Raw genomic sequence first — 15,805 nt, 5'->3', positions numbered from 1 at the left:
GTCCCGCCGCCACGGTTGTGCGGTCATGTGCGGCTCTGACGCACCCACCATCAATTCCGCGCCACTCGCACACATTTGCGCCACACCTCTGTGACGTTCTGCGCACCCGGAACTCGGCTCGCTGGGCGCACGGTCGGGCCCGGAGGGACGCCGGGGACCGTGGTGTGAGCCCGCACACCCCCGGGCGGGCTCACACCGCGACGGACCCGGACGGCGCGACGGACCCCACGACGGCCTGCGCGCCGGACAACGCGACGCAGCGACCAACGCGACCAGCGACCGGCGCCGCGGTCGCCCGGCTCAGCCGAGCCGGTTCGCCAGGTTCTGGAAGTCGGCCCAGCTCGCCGTCGGAGCGCCCGGCACCCACAGCTTCTGAGCCGTCGCCCGCAGGGGCATCCGGATACCGCTCGCGACCTGGGCCTGCGTCTGCGCCTGGGCGAGATCGCACCAGACGGCGAACTGGCCGCCGACGATCTGCTTCGAGTACCTCTCCGGCACCGGCTGGGTGCCGCGGAGCACGAACGGCGTCCACTGCTCGTAGATCCGCCGGCCCGTCGGATAGGTGAACTCGTTGGGCTCGCCGAGCACGTAGTACATGTACTCGTCGTTGAGGTTCAGGACCTTGCGGCCCTCGGCCAGATACTCCTCGGGCGGCCGCGCGCCGATCTCCTTGCCGGTCCAGTACGCGACCTCGACGTCCTTGTCCACGGAGACGGACCCGCCCCGGAAGAAGCCGTCGTTCCAGGCCTTGGGCCGCAGTCCCAGCGGCCGCACGACCGCCGCGCGGTCGTTCACCCAGTCCGTCGCCAGGTCCTGGACCCGGCCCCCCGGGCCGTACTTCTCCCGGGCCAGCGCCGCGAGCTGCGGGAAGGACGCCTCCGGGTTCTCCCGCACCAGGGCCTGGTACTCGTCACCGCCCAGATGCCAGAACCTGCCGCCGAAGAGGTCGGCGTACTCGCGCAGCAGCTCGTCCACGAGCCGCGCCGACTCCGGGTTCCCGATGTCGATCGCCCCGCGCACCGTCCGGCCGCCCACGTCCCTCAGCTGGAGCTGGGGGTGCGCCTCCAGCACCGCGCCCAGATGTCCCGGTGAGTCGATCTCGGGCACCACCTGTATGTGCAGCGAGGACGCCAGCGCGAGGATCTTTCTGACCTGGTCCTTCGTGAGGTGCTCCGACGAGACGATCTCGGGGTGGGTGTCCGACTCGATACGGAACCCCTGGTCGTCGGAGAAGTGCAGTCCCAGCTGGTTGAGCTTGAGGTCGGCCATCTCCCGCAGCCGGTCCTCGATCCAGCCGGCGGTGAAGCTCTTGCGCGCGATGTCCACCATCAGTCCGCGCTGCGGCCGGTCGGGACGATCCTGGACGAGCCCTTCCGGCATCACGCCGCCGGAGCGGACCGCCTGCTTGAGGGTGCGGGTGCCGTAGAAGACGCCGGACTGGTCCGGCCCGGATATGCGGACCTTCCCGCCGCCCGTCCGGACGGTGTACGACTCCGCGCCGCCCGCCTGCGAGGGTGCCAGTACCAGTTCGACATCGGCGGGACCCGCGGCCACGGCTCCCCGGTAGGCGATCTTCAGCTCGCCGGCCAGCAGCCTCGCCTCGTCGGCCAGCGCCTCACTGCCCTTCGCGACGACGATCCCGGCGGCGGGCCCGGGCTTCCAGCCCGGGCCGCGGGCGGCTTCGTGCTGCCGTACGGAGGGGATGGTCGCGGGCGCCGTGGACAGCGGGTACGACCGGGACGGCGAGGGAGTCGCGGCATTCGGTGGCTGGGGTTTCGCCCGGGCACCACCGTCACCGCCCGTATCGGCTGCATCGCCGTCGGAGCCGCTGGAACAGCCGGCCACGGTCATCGAGAGGGCCGCGGCCACGGCGGCCATGACGCCGGCGGCCCGGGCGCGCCCAGGGTGCACTCTCACTCGGATACCTCCCATATGCAGCGTAACTACGGCGAAGCACCCCCTGCCTCGTCCATCACATGAGCCGGAACTCTCCCGTCCGGGTGAAATTCGCGCATCCGTCGGACAGCTCCAAGCGCGCGTCGATACCGTTACGACTCATCCACCCCTCCCTTCCCAGCGGTCCCGCTGTCCTGTTCGAGGAGCCCACGTGTCCAGCGAATCCCACGCCGGCCTCCCGAAGCGACCGCCGACACTCCACCACACTCTTGGCGCGCCCGCCCCTTCTGCCATACGGTCCCCGCTGCCCGGCCAACGGAGCGGCACACCCGGACTGGACCACTTCAACACCGCGCCCGAGAGCGCCGTCGTCGCCATCCTGCTCGCCTGCTGCGCCAGCCGCCGCTGGGCCGAGCGGATGGCCGCCCACCGCCCCTACCCCGACCTGGCGGCCCTGCTCGCCGCGGCCGACGAGGCCGGCTACGACCTGCGGCCCGCCGACGTCACCGAGGCCCTCGCCGACGAGTGCTCCGCCGGGCTGCACCCGGGCGCGCCCCAGGCCGCGCACACCGCGCTCGCCGCCGCCCACGCCGCGTACGAGAGCCGTTTCGGCCACACCTTCGTGATCTGCCTCGACGCCTACGGTCCCGACGAGTACCTGGACCACCTGCTGGCCGGTATCCGCACCCGTCTGACCCACGAACCGGACGAGGAGCGGGCCGTCGCCGCCGAGGAGCTGCGCGGCCTCGCCCGCTCCCGACTGACGCATGTAGTGGCCAACCATCCTGAATCAGACGTCGCAGGGGCTTCCCGGTAGCCCGTACGAGGCTGTTTGATTGCCTGTTTGATCACACCAGCCGACCCCGGGCGAACGAACCGACAAGTCGTCGCTACGATGGCCGGGGCCGGTGGACCGTACCCGGCCGGGCCAGACCGACATCCCAAGCCGGCAGGCCCCAATCCCCGCTCCCGGAGGGTTCTTCCGTGCCGGCTGGAACGCTGTACCGCGGCCGGGAAGGAATGTGGTCATGGGTGGCTCATCGAGTCACCGGCGTCCTCATCTTCTTCTTCCTGTTCGTACACGTGCTGGACACCGCTCTTGTCCGCGTCTCGCCCGAGGCGTACGACAACGTGGTTGCCACGTACAAGACACCTGTCGTCGCGCTGCTCGAATACGGCCTCGTGGCCGCGATTCTCTTCCATGCGCTGAACGGGCTGCGTGTCATCGCTGTGGACTTCTGGTCCAAGGGCACCCGCTACCAGAAGCAGATGCTCTGGAGCGTGATGGCCATCTGGTTCGTGCTGATGGTGGGTGCCCTGTACCCGGTGCTCGGCCACGCCGTTCGTGAAGTCTTCGGGAGCTGACGCCAGACATGTCCGCTGACACCTCTTCCACGATCGGCCCCGTCGAGGGCGAGAGCCTCTACAGCGCCGACAACCCGGCGCCGTACATCGAGGCGCCGCGCCGGCGCACGGGCCGCACCACGAGCTCCACCCGCGGCAACTTCGAGATGGCCGCCTGGCTCTTCATGCGTCTGTCCGGCGTCGTGCTGGTCGTCCTGGTCATCGGCCACCTGCTGATCCAGCTCGTGCTGGACGGCGGCGTCTCCAAGATCGGCTTCGCCTTCGTGGCCGGCCGCTGGGCGTCCCCGTTCTGGCAGATCTGGGACCTGCTGATGCTGTGGCTCGCCATGCTGCACGGCGCCAACGGTCTGCGTACTGTCATCAATGACTACGCCGAACGCGCGAACACGCGTCTGTGGCTCAAGGGCCTGCTGTACACCGCCACGGTGTTCACCATCCTTCTGGGCACGCTGGTGATCTTCACCTTCGACCCGAACATCCGCTAAAGCCGGGGCTGACGAGACCAATGAAGATCCACAAGTACGACACCGTCATCGTCGGCGCCGGCGGCGCCGGAATGCGCGCGGCCATCGAGTCGACCAAGCGCAGCCGCACCGCCGTGCTGACCAAGCTCTACCCGACCCGCTCCCACACGGGCGCCGCGCAGGGCGGCATGGCCGCCGCGCTCGCCAATGTGGAGGAGGACAACTGGGAGTGGCACACCTTCGACACGGTCAAGGGCGGTGACTACCTGGTCGACCAGGACGCCGCCGAGATCCTGGCGAAGGAGGCCATCGACGCGGTCCTCGACCTGGAGAAGATGGGCCTGCCGTTCAACCGGACCCCGAACGGCACCATCGACCAGCGGCGCTTCGGCGGCCACTCGCGCAACCACGGCGAGGCCCCGGTCCGCCGGTCCTGCTACGCCGCGGACCGCACCGGTCACATGATCCTCCAGACGCTGTACCAGAACTGCGTCAAGGAGGGCGTGGAGTTCTTCAACGAGTTCTACGTCCTGGACCAGCTGATCACCGAGGTCGACGGAGTCAAGAAGTCGGCCGGTGTGGTCGCCTACGAGCTGGCCACCGGCGAGATCCACATCTTCCAGGCGAAGGCCGTGATCTACGCCTCCGGCGGCACCGGCAAGTTCTTCAAGGTGACCTCCAACGCGCACACCCTCACCGGTGACGGCCAGGCGGCCTGCTACCGGCGCGGTCTGCCGCTGGAGGACATGGAGTTCTTCCAGTTCCACCCGACGGGCATCTGGCGCATGGGCATCCTGCTGACGGAGGGCGCCCGTGGTGAGGGCGGCATCCTCCGCAACAAGGACGGCGAGCGCTTCATGGAGAAGTACGCCCCCGTCATGAAGGACCTGGCCTCGCGTGACGTCGTCTCGCGCTCGATCTACACCGAGATCCGCGAGGGCCGCGGCTGCGGTCCCGAGGGCGACCACGTCTACCTGGACCTGACCCACCTGCCGCCGGAGCAGCTGGACGCCAAGCTCCCGGACATCACCGAGTTCGCGCGGACCTACCTCGGCATCGAGCCCTACACGGACCCGATCCCGATCCAGCCGACCGCGCACTACGCCATGGGCGGCATCCCGACCAACGTCCAGGGTGAGGTCCTCGCGGACAACACCACGGTCGTCCCGGGTCTGTACGCCGCCGGCGAGGTCGCCTGCGTCTCCGTGCACGGCGCCAACCGCCTCGGCACCAACTCGCTGCTCGACATCAATGTCTTCGGCAAGCGCTCGGGTATCGCCGCCGCGGAGTACTCGGCCAAGCACGACTTCGTCGAGCTTCCGGAGAACCCCGCCTCGCTCGTCGAGGCCCAGGTCGAGCGGCTGCGCAACTCCACCGGCAACGAGCGGGTGGCGGACATCCGCCGCGAGCTGCAGGAGACGATGGACGCCAACGTCATGGTGTTCCGCACCGAGCAGACGATCAAGACCGCGGTCGAGAAGATCGGCGAGCTGCAGGCCCGCTACCGGAACGTGTCCATCCAGGACAAGGGCCGGCGCTTCAACACCGACCTGCTGGAGGCCGTCGAGCTGGGCAACCTGCTCGACCTGGCCGAGGTCATGGCCGTCTCTGCGCTGGCCCGCAAGGAGTCCCGCGGCGGTCACTACCGCGAGGACTACCCGAACCGCGACGACGTCAACTTCATGCGCCACACCATGGCGTACCGCGAGGTCGGCGACGACGGCTCCGAGACCGTACGTCTCGACTACAAGCCGGTCGTGCAGACCCGCTACCAGCCGATGGAGCGTAAGTACTGATGGCTACCCCCACATTGGACAAGCTGGACGCGTTCGAGGCGGACTCCGCCTCCTCGCACCTCATCTCCGTCACGTTCCGGATCCGCCGTTTCAACCCCGAGGTGGCGGCGGACGCGGAGTGGCAGGACTTCCGGATCGACATCGATCCCAAGGAGCGTGTCCTCGACGCGCTGCACAAGATCAAGTGGGACGTCGACGGTTCGCTGACCTTCCGTCGCTCCTGCGCGCACGGCATCTGCGGCTCCGACGCGATGCGGATCAACGGCAAGAACAGGCTCGCCTGCAAGACGCTGATCAAGGACATCAACCCGGAGAAGCCCATCACGGTCGAGGCCATAAAGGGCCTGACGGTCCTCAAGGACCTGGTCGTGGACATGGAGCCGTTCTTCCAGGCGTACCGCGACGTGATGCCGTTCCTGATCACCAGCGGCAACGAGCCGACGCGTGAGCGTCTGCAGTCCGCCGAGGACCGCGAGCGCTTCGACGACACCACCAAGTGCATCCTGTGCGCCGCGTGCACGTCCTCGTGCCCGGTGTTCTGGAACGACGGCCAGTACTTCGGCCCGGCGGCGATCGTCAACGCGCACCGCTTCATCTTCGACTCGCGTGACGAGGCCGGGGAGCAGCGCCTGGAGATCCTCAACGACAAGGACGGCGTGTGGCGTTGCCGCACCACGTTCAACTGCACGGACGCCTGCCCCCGCGGTATCGAGGTCACCAAGGCGATCCAGGAAGTGAAGCGGGCGCTCATCACGCGCCGCTTCTGACCCACGGGCCGCACCGGCCGCGCCGGTTGCACCGAATCGGCACCAAGGGCCCCGCATTCCGTCCGGGATGCGGGGCCCTTCGGCGTACGGCTTCACCGAGCACGGCGATACCTGGCAGGATCGTGGGACGTCTGACATGAAGCTCGAAAGCGGGGACGAGACATATGAGCGAGCCCAATCCGTACGCAGCGGACGGAGAGCCCGAGTACAAGTGGGGCCCGACGCAGCCGCCGGGGACGCCGGCCTACGGCTACCCCAACGCCGCACCCGGGTACGGCTATCCGGGCCCGAACGACACCCCGGCCTACTCGCAGACCCAGCCCGCGGGTGTCCCGGTGCCGGTCAACCCGGTTCCGACGGGCGGCACGCCGCTGGTCTCGATCGGTGACATCACGGTGATGGGCGACTCGATCGTCACCCCGGCGGGCACGCTGCCGCTGCGCGGTGCGGTGTGGAACGCGACGGACATGTCCCGCACCGAGGAGAAGATGCCGACGCACGCGATCGTGCTGGCGGTCGTGTTCTTCATCTTCTGCCTGCTGGGCCTGCTCTTCCTCCTGATGAAGGAGAAGACGACGACGGGCTTCATCCAGGTCACCGTGACGAGCGCCGGCAAGCACCACTCGACGATGATCCCGGCGCAGCACCCTGGCACGTTCCAGCAGGTGATGGGCCAGATCAACTACGCGCGGTCGCTGAGCAGCATGTAGTGCTCCGCACCGGGGTGGTCATCGGCCGGGGCCGGTGACCACCGGCGGGTCCGTGGCTGAGCGGGTCACGTCAGGTTGCGCCGCATGACCGGGCGCTTCGGGGTGCGCCGGGCGACCTCGGTGAAGCCCTCGGCGCTCAGCAGCGAGACCAGACCGTGGAAGGCCTCGTCGGCTCCCACCGGGCCCATCGTGTCGTCCACGGGGTAGGCCTCCACCGTCCGCGCACCGCTGTCCCGGGCGAACGAGACGGCCCCGCGCACCAGTTCCCGTGCCACGCCCGTACCGCGGTGTTCCTTGCCGACGTACAGGCAGACCAGCGCCCACACCGGGACGTCGTCGACCGGTTTGCCGACCGGGGAGCGGTCGAGGCGGGAGTACTCCGCCCTGGGTGCGACGGAGACCCAGCCGACCGGGACGCCACCCCGGCGGGCCACCAGGCCCGGACGGCGGCCGTCGTCGACGAGGGCGCGCAGCGCACGGCGGTTGCCCTCGCCCCATTCGGTCTCGCGGCGCTCCTGCGGGGTCTGCCGGAAGAACATGCACCAGCAGCCCTTGACCGAGCCGCGCGCGCTGAGGAGTTCCTCCACGTCGGGCCAGTCGGCGGTGGCCGCGGGCCGGACGGTGATCGTGTGGTCCATCAGCCGACGATGCCCGCCCGGCGGGCCGCCGTGAGCCAGGAGGGGAACTCCGTCAGCAACCTGTCGTACAGCTCGGGATCCGAGACGACCGCGATGTCGTCGACGGCGAAGAAACCGACGTTGTCGACGCGGCGGCCGGGGAGGGTGTCGAACCGTTCCAGGACGCCGTAGTCGGACTTCCCGAGGCCGACGAACTGCCAGAAGACGGGCTCCTCGACGGCCGCACGCAGCTCGCGCTCGATCTCGGCGTTGCGGTAGACACCACCGTCCGAGAAGAACAGCACGAGGGTCGGAGCCTGGGCCGGATTCGCCCGGACGTAGTCCCTGACCTCGGCGATGACCTTCTGCTCCTCGTTCTGGATGCCGACCAGCCGCATGTCGACCTGTCCCGGCAACATGCCCTTCTTCGGCTTCTTCGGGCGGCCGAACAGACTCATCTCGCCGCCCCGCACGTGCAGTTGGAGCCACTGGGGCAGACCGGCGACGGTCAGATCGGGGAGCCTGGCCGGGTGGGTGGCGAACGTCCACGCCTGCATCTCCCCGTCGTCGTCGAGCTGAGCCGCGACGGCGGCCATCCGCTCCACCACGTCGGCGACGACGCCCCGGGAGTACAGCATCGCCATGGAACCGGAGGCGTCCAGCACCAGGATCACCCGCGCGCTGGCACCGGCCGCGCCGTGCTTGCTCAGGCTGACGGCGACCTGCTGCTTGCGCAGGGACAGCCGCTTGCGCATGTCGACGGGGAGGTGCTCCTCGCCCCTGTCCGGCCGGGCGGCCTGCGGGACGGCGGGCGGCGGTGCGGGAGCGGGAGCCTGAGGGGCGGGCGCGGGCGGAACGGGAGCCTGAGAGGCGGGCGCGGGCGGAACGGGAGCCTGAGAGGCGGGCGCGGGCGTGTCGTCCACGGTGATGCCGTAGTCGACGGCCAGCCCCGCCAGCCCGTCGGTGTAACCCTGGCCCACCGCCCGGAACTTCCACGCTCCGGCCCGCCGGTACAGCTCACCGGCGACCAGAGCTGTCTCCGCCCCCGCCGTGATGTCGAACCGCGCGAGCTCCGAGCCGCTCGCCGCGTCGAGCAGCAGCAGCCGCAGTCCGCGCAGCCGGCCGAAGGTACCGCCGTCGGCCGACGCGCTGAGCACGACGCGGTCGACCCAGGATTCGAGCGACGAGAGGTCGACCTCAACGGTGTCGGTCCCGTCCCGCTTGCCCTGGTGCCACACGGCGCCCGAGGAGTGCCGCGGCTGGTTGTAGAAGACGAAGTCCCCGTCGTCCCGCACCCGTCCGCCCTCGGTGAGGAGCAGCGCGGAGGCGTCGGCGTCGGGTGTCCCCTCCTCCGGGGTCCAGCTGAGCACGGCGCGGACAGCGGCGGCGGCGACCGGGATGTTGGCGCCCTTGCTGAGAGGTACGGATGCCATCCGGACAGTGTGGCGGGTCGGAGCGCGCCTCGGCGACATCTGCGGCGGATGTACGTCCCCGACGAGACCACGAACGCGCTTGAACATGTTCAAAAACGGGTCTACAGTCCTTCCTGTCCAGCCTTTTGAACACGTTCAAGGAGGGGTGGGGATGGACCTCACTGTTGTCGCCTACATCGTCTACCTGCTGATCAGCGTCGCGCTCACCGTCTGGGTGGCCCGCACACTGAGCCGGAACGGACGGATCTTCCTGGCCGACGTACTGCACGGGAACGAGAAGCTCGCCGATGCCGTGAACCACCTGCTGGTGGTCGGCTTCTACCTGGTGAACCTGGGCTTCGTCGCCCTCTACCTCAAGGCCGCCGACGCGGTGGCCGACGCCCGCGGACTCTTCGAGGCCCTCTCGGTGAAGGTGGGCGTCGTCCTCCTCGTCCTCGGCGTGATGCACCTCGGCAACGTCTACGTCCTCAACAAGATCCGCCGGCGCGGAATCATGGAGCGGGAGCAGGTGCCGCCGGTGCCCCCGCAGGGCTGGACCGGTCCCGCCGGCAACGGACCGTGGGCGGCACCCGCCGCCGGTCCCGCCGGGGCGTGAGCGTCATGGGGGTCCCGGTCCGGAGACTGACCGTCCTGTACGACGCCCAGTGCTCCCTCTGCGTCCATCTGCGGCACTGGCTACAGCGTCAGCGCCGGCTCGTACCGCTGGACCTCGTGCCCGCCGGATCGCAGGAAGCCCGGCGCCGGTACCCGGGGCTCGACCACGAGCGCACCCGCCGGGAGATCACCGTCCTCGGCGACCGGGGGCAGGTCTTCACGGGGGCCGGGGCCTGGATCGTGTGCCTGTGGGCACTGGCCGAGTACCGGCCGAAGGCCCACTGGCTGGCCACTCCGGCCGGCGCCCCCTTCGTCCGCGTCACGATGCTCGCCGCGGCCAAGTACCGCGAGGCCACCGCCTCGGGCACACCCACCGGTACGCAGGCCTGCGACGACCGGTGCTCCGTCCCCGGTTAGGCTCGGACACCGTGACTGAAGTGAAAGCCCCCAAGAGCGAGCAGACCCGCACGCTCATCCTCGAAACCGCGCTCCGGCTCTTCCAGGAGCGCGGTTACGACAAGACGACCATGCGGGCCATCGCCAAGGAGGCCGGGGTCTCCGTGGGGAACGCGTACTACTACTTCTCCTCCAAGGAGCACCTCGTCCAGGGGTTCTACGACCGGATCGCGGCCGAGCACCAGGCGGCGGTCCGGCCCGTGCTGGAGAGCGAGACGGATCTGGAGGCCCGGCTCGCGGGGGTGCTCACCGCCTGGCTGGACATCGCGGCGCCGTACCACGAGTTCGCCGCGCAGTTCTTCAAGAACGCCGCCGACCCGGAGAGCCCGCTGAGCCCCTTCTCCCCCGAGTCGGAGCATGCGCGGGAGTCGGCCATCGCGGTCCACCGCGAGGTGCTCGCCGGGTCGAAGGCGAAGGTGGCCGACGAACTGGCCGACATCCTCCCGGAGTTGATGTGGCTGTCGCAGATGGGCCTGGTCCTGTACTGGGTCTTCGACCGTTCCGAGGGCCGCGAGCGCAGCAGAAGGCTCGCCGAACGCGGGGCCCGGCTCACCACCCGCGGTGTCGCGCTCGCCCGCTTCCGGGTGCTGCGGCCCCTCGTACGGGAGGTGCACGAGCTGTTCACGGACTTCCTGCCGGGGATGGCGGAGACGGTCGCCGCCCGCAAGCGGTAGCGCGAGGCGGCGAACACCCCGGCCGGAGCCGGGGTGTTCCCCGGACCACCGGGAGTGGCGCCGGGGCCCGCCTCAGCGGCTCGCTCCCACCTCCATCAGCACCACGTCGTGGACCAGCGCATCGCCGCCGATCATGATGTGGCGCGCCCAGGGTTCGTGCGCACCCGCCGTCACGGCCAGCAGATAGGCACCGCCCGACGGTGCGGACAGGATGTACGAGCCGTCGCCCAGGGACCTGACCCGGTCGACCTGCCGTCCTCGCGCCGAGACGAGGGTGAGCACCACGTCCGCGACGGGCTCGCCGTCCGGTGCGCGGACGAATCCGTACACCGCCGACCCGGCCTCCTCGGCCCCGGCTCGGGGGCCCGGCACGGCGGATTCCGTCTTCGAGCCGTCCGCGTGCACCGGGCCGGGCTCCTCGGACTTCTCGGCCTCCTCCTTCGGTTCCACCGCGAGATGGGGCAGCCGCTTCTCCAGGCCCGTCGGAAGCCACCAGTTGGAGCGCCCGAGCAGATGCATCGCCGCCGGGACCAGCGCGGTGCGCAGGATGAACGCGTCCAGCGCCACGGCCGCCGCCAGCCCGATGCCGGCCATGGCGCCTTCCATGTCACCACTGAGGACGAAGGCGCCGAAGACGCAGATCATGATCAGAGCGGCGCAGTTGATGACCCGGCTGGTCTCGGCGAGACCCACGCGTACGGCCCGTGCGTTGTCCTTCGTGTGCACCCATTCCTCGTGCATCCGGCTCACCAGGAAGACCTGGTAGTCCATCGAGAGGCCGAAGAGCAGGGACAGCATGATGACCGGCAGGAACGCGGTGATCGGGCGCTCCTTGCCGACACCGAGCGTCTCCGCTCCCCAGCCCCACTGGAAGACGGCGACCAGGACGCCGAAGGACGCGGCGGCGGCGATCAGGTTCATCACGGCGGCGGTCAGCGGCACGACCAGCGAGCGGAAGGCGATGAGCAGCAGCAGGAAGCCGAGCGCGATGATCGCCCCGATGAAGTAGGGCAGCCGGTCGCCGGTCACGGCGGCGAAGTCCTTGAAGACCGCGGTGACTCCCCCCACATGGACCGTCTCGCCCGACTGCGGGACGACCTCGTCGCGCAGGGTGTCGATCAGCCGGTCCGTCGCCTCGGACTGCGGTGAGGTCGTCGGGACGACATTGATCACCGTCACCTCGGAGCCGGGCGGCGAGGGCATCGCGGCCACGTGGGCGACCCCGTCCGTGGCGCGCACCCGCTCCACGAGCGCCTGGACCGCGGCCGGTCCGGCGTCCTCGGTCACCAACTGGAGCGGCCCGTTGAAGCCGGGGCCGAAGCCCTCGGCGAGCAGGTCGTACGCCTGCCGGGTGGTGGTGTCCTCCTGGTGGTTGCCCTGGTCGGTCGCGCCGAGGCGCAGCGACAGCGCCGGGACGGCGAGCGCGGCCATCACGACGACCGCGACCAGCGCGATGGACTTCGGCCGCTTCTGCACGGTCATGGACCAGCGGGCGGCAGCGCCGCGGGTCTCGACCGGCTCGGGCCCCTCGGCCGCGAGCCGCCGGAGCTGCCGCCGGCTCAGCACCCGCTTGCCGAGCACGCCGAGCAGGGCCGGCAGCAGCGTCACGGCCGCCAGCACACTGAGGACCACCGTGAGCGACGTGGCGATCACGACACCGTCGAGGAAGCGCATGTTCATCACGAGCATGCCGGCGAGCGCGATGCAGACCGTGCCGCCGGCGAACAGCACCGCACGGCCCGAGGTGTTGAGCGCGGTGACCGCCGCTTCCTCGGGTTCCATGCCCCGCAGCACACCCCTGCGGTGGCGCGTGACGATGAACAGGGCGTAGTCGATGCCGACCCCGAGGCCGATCAACGAGCCGAGCAGCGGTGCCACTTCGGGTACGTCCGTGACATGGCTGAGCAGCATCGTCGACAGCATTCCGGTGCCGACGCCGAACACGGCCACGACCAGCGGCAGCGACATGGCGAACAGGGAGCCGAAGGCGAGGAACAGCACGATCGCCGCGGCGCCGAGGCCGACGAGTTCCGCCGTGCCGGTCGGCGGTTCCTGGATCCGGGTGACCGCCTGTCCGCCGAGTTCGACCTGAAGGCCGTCCCGCCGGGCCTCGCCCGCGGTGTCGACGACGTCCTGCACCAGCTCCTTCGGTACCGCGTTGGCCTGTTCGGCGAAGGTGATCTGCGCGTAGGCCGTCCGCCCGTCCTCGCTGATCTGGGCCGCGCCCGCCTCGGTGTACGGGCTCGCGACCTCCCCGACTCCCTTCATGCCCGCGATCTCCCTGAGCGCGGGGTCGAGCCGCTCCCGTACTGCGGCATCGCGCACCGAACCCTCGGAGACCCGCCACACGACGGTGTTGGGGTCCCCCGAGCGCTGGGGGAAAGCCTCGACCATCAGGTCGAGGGCCTGCTTGGAGTCGGTGTCCGGGAGGCTGAAGTTGTCGGAGTAGTCGGTGCCCGCCGTACTGCCGGCCGCCCCCAGGCCGAACAGCACACCCACCCACAGCACCACGACCACCAGCCGATGCCGGTAGCACCACCGCGCCAATGCCGCCACGATCTCTGCCCCTTCGTCGATCCGTCTCCCCCGGGCCGGACTTCAGAATCGACCGCGGACCCGGTCCGTGGTGCGGCGCGGCCATGACTCTCAAGGAACTCCAAGACAGCGGCCCGCCCCCCGCACGGGGTTCGCGCCGATACTGAGGTCATGGACCACGAGGGAGCGACCGTGCTGGTCGTCGAGGACGAGCCGAGCATCGCCGACGTCCTCGCCATCGCACTGCGTTACCACCGTTTTGAGGTGATTACGGCGGGAAGCGTACGGCAGGCACGGCAGTCGGCCGGGCAGACGCGCCCCGATGTGGCGCTGCTCGATGTGATGCTTCCCGACGGCGACGGCCGCGTGCTGGCACGCGAGTTGCGCGAGCGGTACCCGGAGACGGCCGTCGTCTTCGTCACCGCGCGGGACGCCCCGGCGGAGATCGTGGGCGCACTCGGCTACGGCGACGACTACATCACCAAGCCCTTCAACGTCGACGAGGTGGTGGCCCGGATCAGCGCCGTCCTGCGCCGCACCCGGCCCGCCGACGTACTGCCGGTGCGACCGCCGCTGCGCTACCGGGACCTGGAACTGGACGACGCGACCTGCTCCGTACGCCGCGCGGGCCGCTCGGTGCAACTCACCCCAACCGAGTACGCGCTGCTGCGCTTCCTCGTCCGCAACGGCGGCCGCATCGTCCCCAAGGACCAACTGCTGCGCCACGTCTGGCAGTACGAGCACCAGTCGGAGTCGACGGTGGTGGAGACGTACATCAGCTATCTGCGCCGTAAGCTCGACCCGCTCGGTCCGCCGCTGATCACCACCCGCCGGGGCATCGGGTACGGACTCGCATGAGGCGCCTGCTGCGGTCGGGAGGCCGGCACCACCCGCGCCACGGGATCCACTCCCTGCGCGCCAAGCTCACCATCGTCAACGTCGCTCTGCTCGCCCTCGGCATAGCGGCCGCCACCGCCGTCAGTCTCATCGGAATGCGGCACTATCTGCTCGACCGCGTGGACACCGAACTGCTCGGCAGCCGCAACGCCCTCCAGCGCACCGGATTCACCCAGAAGGAGGTCGACTCGCTCAGCGCGATCAGCGCCCTCATGGAGGAGTTCGCTCCCGGCGACGGGCAGCGGAGCCCGCTGCCGGGCTCGGAGACGGTCTTCGTCGCTCTCGACGCACAGCACCGGCCCATCGCCCTGGCGAACATCCCGCCCACGCGTCGCCAGTTCGAACTCGCCGAGGCCGTCCGCGATCCGGTCGCCTACGCCGACTCCGCCGAGGTGCACGACGTACGGGTGGGCGGCGATCCGCACCGCGCGGTCGGGACCAGCCTCGCCGACGGCACGATCGTCCTGCTGGCCACCGACACGGGCGCCGTGCACTCCGGCGTCAAGAAGGCGCTGAAACTCGATCTCGCCTTCGGCACCTTCCTGTTGCTGCTGCTCGCGCTGCTGACCATGCTCGGCGCGCAGCACCGGCTGCGGCCACTGGAGGACATGGTGGAGACGGCCTCGGCCATCGCGGAGGGCGATCTGACCCGGCGGGTGCCCGCCGGACGCGATCCCGTCACCGAGACGGAACAACTGCGGGTCGCCCTCAACTCCATGCTCCACCAGGTGGAGTCGGCCTTCGAGACACGGGAGCACAGCGCCGCCCAGCTGCGCCGGTTCGTCGCCGACGCCTCGCACGAGCTGCGGACACCGCTCGCCGCGATCCGCGGCTACCTCCAGCTCTACGCCAAGGGGATGCTGCGCAAACCCGCCGACCGGACCCGGGCGCTCGCCCGGATGACAGCCGAGGCGGACCGGATGGGCCGGCTGGTCGAGGAGTTGCTCATCCTGGCCCGGCTGGATCAGCAGCCGCGACCGCGGATGTGCACGGTCGACGTGAGCCGACTGGTGCGCGACGCGGCGGACGACCTGCGGGCCCAGCAGCCGGAACGTCCGCTCACCGTGCGGGACGAGGGGTCGGTGACCGTGCGGGGCGACGAGGCGGGGCTGCGTCAGGTCGTCGGCAATCTGCTGGCCAACGCGCGCGCCCATACGCCGGCCGACGCGCCCGTCACGGTGGAGCTGACGCGCGGGGACGGCGACGGTCGCGGGCCGGGCGCCGTACGGCTGCGGGTCTCGGACGAGGGCCCCGGCATGGCGGCCGAGGACGCGGACCGTGTCTTCGACCGCTTCTTCCGGGCCGCGGGCGAGGCCGGCCCGTCGGGGCCGCCGGGCAGCGGTCTCGGCATGGCGATCGTGCAGGCGGTGGTCACGGCGCACGGCGGGGCGGTGACGGTGCGGACCGCGCCGGGCGAGGGACTGACGGTGAGCGTGGAACTCCCGGCGGCGGCACCGGCGGCGCCCGAGCCCCGCACGGCCGTGGAGCCGAAGGAAGCGGGGACGAATGACGCGGAGACGAAGGAAGCGGGGGCGAAGAACCGGACGGCGACCGGGACCGGACACGGCACCGGGGCCGGGGCCGGGGCCGGCTGAGTCCGG

Annotated in this window: 15 protein-coding genes; 11 read left to right on the top strand and 4 right to left on the bottom strand. The window is 70.3% G+C overall.

Annotated elements, in window-relative coordinates:
• Positions 1-300 precede the first annotated feature (300 nt).
• Positions 301-1,932, bottom strand: a complete 1,632-nt coding sequence (locus tag ABTX78_RS07205; protein WP_502993787.1) for a beta-N-acetylhexosaminidase — start codon at positions 1,930-1,932, stop codon at positions 301-303.
• Between the two features lie 175 nt (positions 1,933-2,107).
• On the opposite strand from ABTX78_RS07205, the gene ABTX78_RS07200 reads away from it, so the two are divergent.
• The 6 genes from ABTX78_RS07200 to ABTX78_RS07175 all read left to right on the top strand — a co-directional run bounded on the left by ABTX78_RS07200 (position 2,108) and on the right by ABTX78_RS07175 (position 6,998).
• Complete coding sequence (locus ABTX78_RS07200) at positions 2,108-2,713, top strand: 2-oxo-4-hydroxy-4-carboxy-5-ureidoimidazoline decarboxylase (protein WP_352205790.1); 606 nt, start codon at positions 2,108-2,110, stop codon at positions 2,711-2,713.
• A gap of 167 nt (positions 2,714-2,880) precedes the next feature.
• A complete protein-coding gene (sdhC, locus tag ABTX78_RS07195; RefSeq protein ID WP_352205789.1) occupies positions 2,881-3,261 on the top strand; it encodes a succinate dehydrogenase, cytochrome b556 subunit in 381 nt (126 codons plus the stop codon).
• An 8-nt stretch (positions 3,262-3,269) separates the two neighbouring features.
• Positions 3,270-3,746 carry a succinate dehydrogenase hydrophobic membrane anchor subunit gene (locus ABTX78_RS07190; protein WP_352205788.1) on the top strand — a complete coding sequence of 159 codons (477 nt, stop codon included), beginning with the start codon at positions 3,270-3,272 and terminating at the stop codon, positions 3,744-3,746.
• A 20-nt stretch (positions 3,747-3,766) separates the two neighbouring features.
• Positions 3,767-5,521 carry a succinate dehydrogenase flavoprotein subunit gene (gene sdhA / locus ABTX78_RS07185; protein ID WP_327681049.1) on the top strand — a complete coding sequence of 585 codons (1,755 nt, stop codon included), beginning with the start codon at positions 3,767-3,769 and terminating at the stop codon, positions 5,519-5,521.
• Positions 5,521-6,288, top strand: coding sequence for a succinate dehydrogenase iron-sulfur subunit (locus tag ABTX78_RS07180; protein ID WP_352205787.1), 768 nt, complete (start codon positions 5,521-5,523; stop codon positions 6,286-6,288). Before sdhA ends, ABTX78_RS07180 begins: the two co-directional genes overlap by 1 nt.
• Before the next feature lie 164 nt (positions 6,289-6,452).
• Positions 6,453-6,998 (top strand): hypothetical protein, encoded by a 546-nt coding sequence (locus ABTX78_RS07175; protein WP_352205786.1) that lies wholly within the window; start codon positions 6,453-6,455, stop codon positions 6,996-6,998.
• A 65-nt stretch (positions 6,999-7,063) separates the two neighbouring features.
• On the opposite strand, the gene ABTX78_RS07170 is transcribed toward ABTX78_RS07175, so the two are convergent.
• Positions 7,064-7,636, bottom strand: coding sequence for a GNAT family N-acetyltransferase (locus tag ABTX78_RS07170; RefSeq protein ID WP_352205785.1), 573 nt, complete (start codon positions 7,634-7,636; stop codon positions 7,064-7,066).
• Positions 7,636-9,048, bottom strand: a complete 1,413-nt coding sequence (locus ABTX78_RS07165; protein ID WP_352205784.1) for a VWA domain-containing protein — start codon at positions 9,046-9,048, stop codon at positions 7,636-7,638. Before ABTX78_RS07165 ends, ABTX78_RS07170 begins: the two co-directional genes overlap by 1 nt.
• Before the next feature lie 151 nt (positions 9,049-9,199).
• On the opposite strand from ABTX78_RS07165, the gene ABTX78_RS07160 reads away from it, so the two are divergent.
• The 3 genes from ABTX78_RS07160 to ABTX78_RS07150 are packed head-to-tail and all read left to right on the top strand — an operon-like array spanning position 9,200 to position 10,772.
• Positions 9,200-9,643, top strand: a complete 444-nt coding sequence (locus ABTX78_RS07160; RefSeq protein ID WP_352205783.1) for a hypothetical protein — start codon at positions 9,200-9,202, stop codon at positions 9,641-9,643.
• Between the two features lie 5 nt (positions 9,644-9,648).
• Positions 9,649-10,059, top strand: coding sequence for a thiol-disulfide oxidoreductase DCC family protein (locus tag ABTX78_RS07155; RefSeq protein WP_352205782.1), 411 nt, complete (start codon positions 9,649-9,651; stop codon positions 10,057-10,059).
• 11 nt (positions 10,060-10,070) lie between these two features.
• Positions 10,071-10,772 (top strand): TetR/AcrR family transcriptional regulator, encoded by a 702-nt coding sequence (locus ABTX78_RS07150; protein ID WP_352205781.1) that lies wholly within the window; start codon positions 10,071-10,073, stop codon positions 10,770-10,772.
• A gap of 72 nt (positions 10,773-10,844) precedes the next feature.
• Here the strand turns inward: ABTX78_RS07150 and ABTX78_RS07145 are convergent, their stop codons facing one another.
• The gene (locus tag ABTX78_RS07145) at positions 10,845-13,319 is read right to left on the bottom strand and encodes an MMPL family transporter (protein WP_352205890.1); all 2,475 of its coding nucleotides are present in this window, start codon (positions 13,317-13,319) and stop codon (positions 10,845-10,847) included.
• A gap of 159 nt (positions 13,320-13,478) precedes the next feature.
• Here ABTX78_RS07145 and ABTX78_RS07140 point away from each other — a divergent pair, with 159 nt between their 5' ends.
• Complete coding sequence (locus ABTX78_RS07140; protein WP_352205780.1) at positions 13,479-14,165, top strand: response regulator transcription factor; 687 nt, start codon at positions 13,479-13,481, stop codon at positions 14,163-14,165.
• Positions 14,162-15,799 (top strand): sensor histidine kinase, encoded by a 1,638-nt coding sequence (locus ABTX78_RS07135; RefSeq protein WP_352205779.1) that lies wholly within the window; start codon positions 14,162-14,164, stop codon positions 15,797-15,799. The genes ABTX78_RS07140 and ABTX78_RS07135 overlap by 4 nt, the downstream gene beginning before the upstream one ends.
• The last annotated feature ends 6 nt before the right edge of the window (positions 15,800-15,805 follow it).

The organism is Streptomyces sp. NPDC096193, from assembly GCF_040302905.1.
GTDB lineage: Bacteria > Actinomycetota > Actinomycetes > Streptomycetales > Streptomycetaceae > Streptomyces.
This window is presented reverse-complemented; position numbering and strand designations above follow the sequence as displayed.

Excerpts from the sequence above, each read along its gene's own strand:
- ABTX78_RS07160 (WP_352205783.1), top strand. The coding sequence starts at position 9,200 with ATGGACCTCACTGTTGTCGCCTACATCGTCTACCTGCTGATCAGCGTC.
- ABTX78_RS07135 (WP_352205779.1), top strand. The coding sequence starts at position 14,162 with ATGAGGCGCCTGCTGCGGTCGGGAGGCCGGCACCACCCGCGCCACGGG.
- ABTX78_RS07205 (WP_502993787.1), bottom strand. The coding sequence starts at position 1,932 with ATGGGAGGTATCCGAGTGAGAGTGCACCCTGGGCGCGCCCGGGCCGCC.
- ABTX78_RS07155 (WP_352205782.1), top strand. The coding sequence starts at position 9,649 with ATGGGGGTCCCGGTCCGGAGACTGACCGTCCTGTACGACGCCCAGTGC.
- ABTX78_RS07190 (WP_352205788.1), top strand. The coding sequence starts at position 3,270 with ATGTCCGCTGACACCTCTTCCACGATCGGCCCCGTCGAGGGCGAGAGC.
- ABTX78_RS07170 (WP_352205785.1), bottom strand. The coding sequence starts at position 7,636 with ATGGACCACACGATCACCGTCCGGCCCGCGGCCACCGCCGACTGGCCC.
- ABTX78_RS07180 (WP_352205787.1), top strand. The coding sequence starts at position 5,521 with ATGGCTACCCCCACATTGGACAAGCTGGACGCGTTCGAGGCGGACTCC.
- ABTX78_RS07140 (WP_352205780.1), top strand. The coding sequence starts at position 13,479 with ATGGACCACGAGGGAGCGACCGTGCTGGTCGTCGAGGACGAGCCGAGC.
- sdhA (WP_327681049.1), top strand. The coding sequence starts at position 3,767 with ATGAAGATCCACAAGTACGACACCGTCATCGTCGGCGCCGGCGGCGCC.
- ABTX78_RS07165 (WP_352205784.1), bottom strand. The coding sequence starts at position 9,048 with ATGGCATCCGTACCTCTCAGCAAGGGCGCCAACATCCCGGTCGCCGCC.
- ABTX78_RS07175 (WP_352205786.1), top strand. The coding sequence starts at position 6,453 with ATGAGCGAGCCCAATCCGTACGCAGCGGACGGAGAGCCCGAGTACAAG.